The organism is Halomonas sp. KM-1 (assembly GCF_000246875.1).
GTDB lineage: Bacteria > Pseudomonadota > Gammaproteobacteria > Pseudomonadales > Halomonadaceae > Halomonas > Halomonas aerodenitrificans.
This window is the reverse complement of record NZ_BAEU01000077.1, coordinates 1-8,629: the sequence shown is the minus strand read 5'-3', so window position 1 is coordinate 8,629 and position 8,629 is coordinate 1. Positions and strand designations below refer to the sequence as shown.

Here is an 8,629-nt window from a genome sequence, read left to right as displayed (position 1 = left end):
CGCGCCGGTCATCAAGCCACCGGCGGTGGCGGCCAGCACGGTACCGGCGGCCATGCCGCGCAGCACGTCGCGCCGGGTGAAACCGTGGCCGCCTTGACCGGTTGTTCGCATCAGCTCCGTCATGGCCCGCCGATCATGGCCAGGGAAGTTCCTGTTCTTCATATCGTGCCTCCGTCTATCCGCTCATCATTGCTTGCTGTTGTTATATCGGCGCGCCGTTATCCAGGGGCCACTTCAGGCAATCCGGGGTATTACCGTTATCTCGCGTGACGCTTTCTGCCTAAGCCGATACTCTTGCTCCCGCCCGTCGTAACAAGCCAAAGACTCGACTCGCATGCCTCATCGGATGTGAACAAGCCGTTGAAACAATTACAGCACCAATGCACAACGCTTTTGGTTCGTTTTGGCCCCACTCGCACATACAATCGTTGGCATTGGCCACACCATACGGCAGAAGCTGCCGCATACCCGGAGCCGCCCCGGCGACAAGAGAGTCATACCGGTCGCGCAGGCTGGAAGAGGGGTAGGCACGGCAAGAACGTCCTAGTCATGGCGCCTATCAGCTGCCAAACTGCCAATTGCCAGGGAAAGCCACTTATGGAGAGCCAGGTGTCCAAAGAGACGTCAAAGCGCCTGCAGACTTATGAGCTGACGCTGCGAGACCTTGAGGAGAACGATATCGGCAAGCTGCACCAGCTGTCGGTGGGTGTCGGCTGGCCGCACCGGCCAGACGATTGGCGCATGCTGCTCAAGGTCGGACAGGGGTTCGCGGGCTGCGACAAGATCGGCCGGATCGTCGGCTCGGCAATGTGGTTTCCGATGGGCAACGATTTCGCCACCATCGGTATGGTCATCACCACGCCACAGCTGCAGGCCCAGGGCGGCGGCGGCTGGCTGATGGATCACGTGATGCAGCAGTGTCACGGCCGTCGTCTTCAGATCATCGCGCCCCGGGTCGCCTATCGTCTCGCCCATGCCCTTGGCTTCAAGACCGTGAGCGTCGTGCATCAACACCAGGGCACGGCGATCGATCCAGGCGAGGTCTCGCTGCCGGCCGACAGCCGGGTTCGCCCACTGAAAGCGACGGACCTCCCCGACATCATCCGCCTCGACCTGGCTGCCTTCGGCGCCGATAGAGCAGCCATTCTGGAAGAGCTGGTCGGGCGTTCCACTGGCACGGTTCTCGAACGGGAGGGCCATATCGCCGGCTTTGCCCTGTGCCGCAGATTCGGCCGGGGACATATCGTTGGACCGGTCGTAGCGAAGAACTCCGCCGACGCCATCGCCCTGACTGCGCCTCATGTGCAAAAGCATGCAGGAAGATTTCTCCGGGTCGATACCACCCAACCCGAGGGTGACTTCACCGAGTTTCTCGGGCGCTGCGGAATGCGGGAATACGATCAGGTGTCGGTCATGACCCTACCCACCGCTACGGAACCGGTGAACACCGAGGTCCACACCTTTGCACTGGTGAACCAATCCCTGGGTTAGCCGACTTTCTATAGCCTCCTTGAACATATGTCGCTCCGTCTGAAAAGACGGAGTGCATAAGTACATCGTCATTTCATCGGCAGTCTCAGCAGCAAGAAAAAGCCTATTCATATCGTGCTAAAAACGCGGCTCAGAGCGGCACTATCCTTCGCCCGATCCCCTCTCTCCGAACATTACTACCGAATTTTCCCGCCACCATAATCAGCCCTCCATATCGGCAAGAACATCCTAGAAATGCCCCTCTGCAGACGCCAGAGTACAAAGAGCTATGGAGGAACTTCTTATGGCAGTCCAGAACCTTGATACCGATATTACCTATCGGCCCATGTTGGGCAGCGACCTACCTGCCGCTCATCGACTCTCGCAAGCGGTACGCTGGCCGCATCGCCTGGAAGACTGGCAGCTCGTGCATCGTCTCGGCAGCGGTTTCGTTGCCGAGCGCAACGGTGAGGTCATCGGCACTGCCATGTGCTGGAGTCACGGCAGCGATCATGCAACGCTCGGCATGATCATCGTGTCACCCGAAGCCCAGGGTAAAGGCATTGGGCGCGCATTGATGGAGTCGATTCTCGACTTGATCGGCGAGCGCAATACACTCTTGCTCGCCACCCCCGAGGGTCAGCCGCTTTACGAGCGACTCGGCTTCAAACCCATCGGCACGGTCCACCAACACCAAGGCACCGTCGTGCAGCCCGAACTCGTTGCGCCACCGCCTGGAGAGCGCATACGACCGGTGGGCGTGAACGATCGCGCCAAGCTGATCGCACTGGCGACAGCCGGCATCGGCATGCCCCGGGCAGCGGCGCTGAACGAACTGCTTCAGGTCGCCGATGGCGTGGTGCTCGACAACCAGGGGGAGCTCACCGGATTCGCCCTGATGCGGCGTTTCGGTCACGGCTACGTGATCGGACCGGTAGTGGCATCCTCTCCCGAGCGGGCCAAGGCCATGATCAGCTACTGGATGGGGGCACGTGTCGACTCCTTCATCCGTATCGACGTCCACGACGCCGGTCACCTGAGCCCCTGGCTGCAGGAGCTCGGCCTGTTGCAGGTCGATACCGTCGTTGCCATGGTCAAGGGCGAAGCACCGGTACCGGCTCCCGGCCTGCAGCAGTTCGCCATCATCAACCAGGCGCTGGGCTGATCGCAGAACGTCATTACTCATCACGGCCAACAGGAGAGGAGGTGGCGGTTGCGCCCCTCCTCTCCTTTTCTCGACACCGGCAAAAATCAATGGCGATTAGCGCTGCCCGGATATGCCATGACAGTGCAGGGACCCCTTGCATAGGGCACGGATCGATATACCAACAGCAGCGCCGTTTTCGGTGTTTCCTGCCGCCTACCCCTCGAGTTTCGGCGACTCTACGGAAAACTAAAGCGCCATACTTCTTATCATGACGGGCCGCCGGCCCGGGAAACTCTCGATATCAATCCTCGCCTGATATTCGATGTGAGGCCTTCCCATGCACGAACGCAACATCGCCGAACAGAGCACGTCCTTTTGGTGGGAAACGGCACCCGTCAAACCACTGCCGCAACAAACGCCGGCCAGGCAACTCGACGTGTTGATCGTGGGCGCCGGCTACGCCGGTCTGGCGGCGGGGCTGGAACTGGCTCGCGCAGGTCGGTCGGTGGCAGCCTTCGACGCCATGAGTCCGGGCGAAGGCGCCTCATCGCGCAACGGCGGGATCACCAGCGGCAGCATTCGCCCGGACTATGCCACGCTCAGCCGCCGCTTCGGCGAGCAGAAGGCGCTGGCCATCGAGGCGGAAGGCAAGCTCGCGCGGGAATTTCTCTACGATTTCATCGAGACCGAAGGGCTCGACTGCGACCTCCAGCTCAGCGGCCTGTTCCGCGGTGCCATCGGCCATGAACAGTACGAAAGCATGGCCCGCGGTGCCGAGGCGCTGGCGAAGCGACTGGGCATCGAGTCCTACGCCGTTCCGCACGGCGAGCAACGCGACTATATCGGCACCGACTTCTACCGCGGCGGCACGGTCAGGATGGACATCGGCGGTCTGAACCCGGCCAAGTTCCATGCCGAACTGCTGCGCGTGGCATTGGCCGAGGGGCTGACGGTCCACTCACACACCGCCGTGACGGCGATAGTGCGGGAAGGCACTGGATTCCGCGTCACGACCTCGGCCGGAACGGTTCAGGCGCGGCAGGTCCTGGTCTGCACCAACGGCTACACCGATGGCGCCACGCCCTTCCTGCGCCGCCGCCTGGTGCCTGTCCGCAGCCGCATCATCGCCACCGAGGAGCTTCCTCCCGAGCTGATGGCGCGGCTGATGCCCAAGCGAATGATGATGGGCGAAGGCCTGCAGTTGGGCTTCTATTACCGCCCCTCGCCCGACGGCAGGCGAATCCTGCTGGGCGGCCGCGACAGCTCCCGGGTCGGCGACCCAGCGGCACCCACGCTGCGCCTGCGCAAGGGGCTGGTGACACGCTTTCCCGAGCTCGAGAACGTGCGCCTCTCCCATAGCTGGTTCGGCAACGTGGCGATGAACCGCGACATGCTGCCCCGCATCTTCGAAAAGAACGGCGTGCTCTACGCCACCGGCTTCTGCGGCTCGGGCGTGGTCTGGGCACCGTGGGTAGGAACCCGTGCAGCCCACAAGCTGTTGCGAGGCAACGAGCACGCCTGCTCGGCCTTCGACTTCGGGCCGCCACCCTGCATCCCTTTCTATCGTGGCAATCCGTGGTTCATGCCGGCCGTCATCCAGGGCTATGGAATGCAGGACCGAATCGCAATGTGGCGCGCCAGCCGATGACCCGCATCGATGCAGTCATCCGCCGGCCCTGCCAGCCAGGCCTCGGGCTTCGTACGCCCCGGCTTACCCATCTGTCGAGAGAACTGTCGAGAGGATGTTGTCATGGAAAGCTTTGACCCGAACCGGATAACGGTACGCAGTGCACACTTCATCGGCGGCCGTTACATCGCCGGCAGTTCGAGTGCGATCGATGTGCAACGGCCTTCCGACGGCGTTACCTACGCAGGTTTGCCAGTGGCGGACGCCGACCTCGTCGACCGGGCGGTACAGGACTCGTGGAACGCCTACAAGTACAGCGACTGGGCACGCTGCGCACCGCGTGACCGCGCACGCATCCTGCGGCGCTGGGCGGACCTGATCGAAGCCGACGTCAAGACACTGGCACCGCTCGAGGCCGTGGGCTCGACACGACCGATCCGTGATGCGGCGGGCTGGGACGTGCCGTTCACCGCCGAGGGCATCCGCTTCTATGCGGAGTGGGCGGACAAGATCGGCGGCGAAGTGGCAGCGACCCGCAACGACCATCTCGGCATGACGATCGCGGAACCCTACGGTGTCATCGGTTCCATCGTGCCCTGGAATTTTCCGTTGGTGACCTCCTCATGGAAGGTGGGTCCCGCCCTGGCCGCCGGCAATGCCATGGTGCTCAAGCCCTCCGAGATGACGCCTTTCAGCGTGCTGCGGATGGCGGAACTGGCCGTCGAAGCCGGCGTGCCGGAAGGCATCTTCAACGTCGTGCAGGGCGATGGCCTCACCACCGGCGATGCGCTGTGCCGTCATCCCAAGATTGCCAAGATGACCTTCACCGGTTCGACCCGAACCGGCGCGGCCATCATGGCAGCATGTGCGCAGAGCGGTACCAAGGCGGTAACGCTGGAGCTCGGTGGCAAGAGCCCGCAGGTGGTCTTCGCCGACGTCCACGACCTGGAAAGAACGGCGCGCACCGTGGCTCGAGCGATCACCACCAACGCCGGCCAGGTATGCGTTGCCGGCTCGCGTCTGATCGTGCAGCGCTCCATCGCCGACAGGTTCATCGAGCGGCTCGTCGCCATCGTGGCGGAACTCAAGGCCGGCTACACCTGGGAGCCGGACACCACCCTGTGCCCGATCATCTCCAGCCGCGAGATGGAACGTATCGATGGCATCGTGCAGCGCAGCGCAGCACAGGGGGCACGCATCGTCACCGGTGGGCAGTGCCTCTCGATGGGTAACGCTGGTGGGTTCTACCAGCCGACCATCCTGAGCGACGTCGATCAGCAGATGGAAGCCGTGAAGAACGAGATCTTCGGCCCGGTGCTCACCGTGCAGACCTTCGACGACGAAGAGGAAGCCCAGGCCCTCGCCGACCATCCCGAATATGGCCTGGCCGCAGGTGTGCATACCGCGGACATCGGCCGGGCCCTGCGGCTGGCGCGCGGCATCGAGGCGGGTACCGTGTGGATCAACCGTTATGGGCGTACCGCCGACTTCGTGATACCCACCGGCGGCTACAAGCGCTCCGGCATCGGCAAGGACCTCGGACGCCAGGCCTACGAAGCGAACCTCAGAATAAAGAGCGTGCTCGTCGACTTCTCGCAGGAGATGCAGCAATGAAATTCGTACCCTACTGGCACGACACCTCGGCTTCCTTCGACCAGGCCGCGGCTGGCCCCGTCTCGGGAGAGTTCGAGGTTGCGGTGATCGGCGCAGGCTTCACCGGCCTCAATGCCGCCCGGCAACTGGCGAAATCCGGCCTCAAGGTCGCCCTGCTCGAGGCCGAACATGTCGGCTATGGCGCATCGGGACGCAATGGCGGGCACCTCAACAGCGGTCATTTCGCCAGCTTCGGCGCCATCAAAGCGCGTTTCGGCGACGCCCAGGCGCGCCGCCTGTGGCAAGCCTATGACGATTCGATCGACATGATCGAGGCGATCATCGACGAAGAGAAGATCGACTGCGGCTTCCGCCGGGGCGGCAAGATCAAGCTGGCCTCCAAGCCCTCCCACGTGAAGAAGCTGCAGGCCATGTGCGACGAGCTCCGCCGCGAGGTCGACCCCACGGTGGAGTGGCTGTCACGCGAGGACGTGCGCAAGGAACTGGGCTCGGACGCCTTCCACGGCGGTGTGCTGTCGCCTAAATCCGCCATGATGCATATGGGGCGCTACGCGGTCGGCATGGCCCAGGCCGCCCATCGTCACGGTGCAACCATCTGGGAGCACAATCCCGTCATTGCTCGCGAGCGGGTACCGAACGGCTGGCGACTGACCACGCCGACCGGCTCCCTCGTCGCCCGGCAAGTCATCCTGGCCACCGATGCCTACACCACGGAGACCTTCGGCTATTTCCGTCGTCGGATGATGTCGGTTGCCTCCTTCATCATCGTCACGCGCCCGCTCACCGCGGAAGAGGTCGCAGCGACGATGCCGGGCAACCGCAACTACACGAACTCGCTCAACATCGCCAACTACTTCCGCCTCACCCCGGACAACCGCGTGCTGTTCGGCGGCAGGGCACGCTTCTCCTCGGCGTCGAACCAGAAGACGGACGTCAGCTCCGGGCAACTGCTGCGCAAACAAATGCTCGAGGTCTTCCCGCAGCTGGCCGACGTGGAGATCGACTACTGCTGGGGCGGTCTCGTCGGCTGCACCCAGGATCGCTACCCGCGCGCCGGCACCGCCGATGGGGTGATCTACGGCATGGGCTATTCGGGGCATGGCGCACAGGTCTCGACCCTGATCGGCAACGTGCTCGCCGATATCGCCATGGGCCGCAAGGGCACCAATCCGCTCGAGGGCCTGTCCTGGCGAGCCGTTCCCATGCACACGGGCAAGCCCTGGTTCCTGCCCATCGTGGGGGCCTATTACCGCATGAAAGACATGCTTCCCTGAAGACTTCCACCCATAATCGATCCGAGGTTCTCATGCTGCACTCTCTCGACCCACGCCAGCTCGACCCACGCCAGCTCGACTCGCGCCAGGCTTCCAGCCTGCCAGCCCACCCTTCCATCATCGACCTGCGCCAGTTCGCCAGGGAGGTCACTGCCGACACCGCTGGCCAAGCCGACGGCCAAACGGATGCCTTCCTGGCAAACCGCTACCCTCTGGCAATCCCCGCCTGTCCGGTCGAAATCGGCGCCATCCGACTGGAAGCGGGCACGGGCAGCGTGGCCGAGCTGCCGGCCGATGAGTTCATCATTCTTTGCGATGGCTGCCTGACACTGGACCGCCAGGGCCAGACGCTCGCGCTGGCCGACAGCGCCAGTGCCGTGTTGAGTGCCGGCGCCGGCTTCGACTGGCACTGCCCGGAACCCACCACCCTCCTCTACATACGCTACCTGGGTAAAAGTGCCGGTGAAGGTAATCTGATCGCCATCGACGAAGCGGCAACGTTGGAGCCCTCCGGCACTCCCCTGGTGGAGCTGCTGATCGGCCCGACGCCCTCTTGCCGCAACCATACCGACTACCGCTCCGCCGACGAGAAATTCATGTGCGGCACCTGGGATTCGACTCCCTACCACCGCCGCGCCATGGAATCGCGGCAGTACGAGCTGATGCACCTGCTGGCGGGGGCCGTCACGGTCGTTGAGCAGAGCGGCGCCACTCGCACCTACACCAAGGGCGATATCTGCCTGGTCGAGAAAGGGGCGGTATGGAGCTGGGAAAGCCGCGAAGATGTGAAGAAGGTGTACGCCATTTACCGCCCGGCCTGAGAATTCGTTACACAATTGGCTGCGCGCCAGCAATAAATAACCAGCGATAATAACCAGCAATAAAAAGAAGGGAGCGGCCAGTGTGGCCGCTCCCTTCTTCTTTCTCATTTCTCGCTTCTCACGTTCCGCGTCTTACCGCAGATGCGCCAATCCTCAGGCGTCCAGCCAGACGTGCTCGGCGAACATGTAGCCCATCAGGCCACCCAGCGGATGGGGGGTCAGTCCCCGCAGCTTGGTGTTGTGGCCGTCGATGCTGCTCCTGAACTGCGGAATGCCGATGCCGCCGTGCTCGTGGATCAGCACCTGCATGTCGCCGTACATCTGCTTGCGCTTGGCTTCGTCGGTCTCGCCGCGTGCCGCCAGCAGCAGCTGGTCGAACTGTTCGTTGCGCCAGCCCGACTCGTTCCAGGCGGCCTCGGACTGGAAGAACAGGCTGAACATCAGGTCGGCGGTCGGCCGCGCACTGATGGCGCCGAAGCCCAGCGGATGCTTCATCCAGTGGTTGGACCAGTAGCCGTCCGACGGCACCCGCCGGATATCGAGCCTGAGCCCGATCTGCTGCGCCGAGAGCTGCATCAGCTGGGCCATGTCCACCGAGCCGGTAGCGGCCTCGGAGGCCACCAGGGGGAGCGTACGGTTGCCGATGCCGGCGCGCTCCAGGTGGTACTTCGCCCGA

At 63.4% G+C, this 8,629-nt stretch carries 6 protein-coding genes and 1 pseudogene; 6 read left to right on the top strand and 1 reads right to left on the bottom strand.

What is annotated here, in order from left to right:
- Positions 1 to 609 precede the first annotated feature (609 nt).
- The 6 genes from B8115_RS08090 (at position 610) to B8115_RS08065 (ending at position 7,953) form a co-directional block, all read left to right on the top strand.
- Complete coding sequence (locus tag B8115_RS08090) at positions 610 to 1,491, top strand: GNAT family N-acetyltransferase (protein WP_141638548.1); 882 nt, start codon at positions 610 to 612, stop codon at positions 1,489 to 1,491.
- Between the two features lie 283 nt (positions 1,492 to 1,774).
- Positions 1,775 to 2,635: a GNAT family N-acetyltransferase gene (locus tag B8115_RS08085; protein ID WP_010627277.1), complete on the top strand. Its 861-nt coding sequence runs from the start codon at positions 1,775 to 1,777 to the stop codon at positions 2,633 to 2,635.
- 319 nt (positions 2,636 to 2,954) lie between these two features.
- Positions 2,955 to 4,265, top strand: coding sequence for an FAD-binding oxidoreductase (locus B8115_RS08080; RefSeq protein ID WP_010627276.1), 1,311 nt, complete (start codon positions 2,955 to 2,957; stop codon positions 4,263 to 4,265).
- Between the two features lie 102 nt (positions 4,266 to 4,367).
- Positions 4,368 to 5,858 (top strand): aldehyde dehydrogenase, encoded by a 1,491-nt coding sequence (locus tag B8115_RS08075; protein ID WP_010627275.1) that lies wholly within the window; start codon positions 4,368 to 4,370, stop codon positions 5,856 to 5,858.
- Complete coding sequence (locus B8115_RS08070) at positions 5,855 to 7,132, top strand: FAD-binding oxidoreductase (RefSeq protein ID WP_010627274.1); 1,278 nt, start codon at positions 5,855 to 5,857, stop codon at positions 7,130 to 7,132. Before B8115_RS08075 ends, B8115_RS08070 begins: the two co-directional genes overlap by 4 nt.
- Before the next feature lie 32 nt (positions 7,133 to 7,164).
- The gene (locus tag B8115_RS08065) at positions 7,165 to 7,953 is read left to right on the top strand and encodes a cupin domain-containing protein (RefSeq protein ID WP_010627273.1); all 789 of its coding nucleotides are present in this window, start codon (positions 7,165 to 7,167) and stop codon (positions 7,951 to 7,953) included.
- A gap of 153 nt (positions 7,954 to 8,106) precedes the next feature.
- Here B8115_RS08065 and B8115_RS08060 read toward each other — a convergent pair.
- Positions 8,107 to 8,629 (bottom strand): annotated as a pseudogene (locus B8115_RS08060) (ABC transporter substrate-binding protein); the annotation flags it as partial.

Coding starts and splice junctions, on each gene's coding strand:
- B8115_RS08085 (WP_010627277.1), top strand. CDS start 1,775: ATGGCAGTCCAGAACCTTGATACCGATATTACCTATCGGCCCATGTTG.
- B8115_RS08080 (WP_010627276.1), top strand. CDS start 2,955: ATGCACGAACGCAACATCGCCGAACAGAGCACGTCCTTTTGGTGGGAA.
- B8115_RS08075 (WP_010627275.1), top strand. CDS start 4,368: ATGGAAAGCTTTGACCCGAACCGGATAACGGTACGCAGTGCACACTTC.
- B8115_RS08070 (WP_010627274.1), top strand. CDS start 5,855: ATGAAATTCGTACCCTACTGGCACGACACCTCGGCTTCCTTCGACCAG.
- B8115_RS08065 (WP_010627273.1), top strand. CDS start 7,165: ATGCTGCACTCTCTCGACCCACGCCAGCTCGACCCACGCCAGCTCGAC.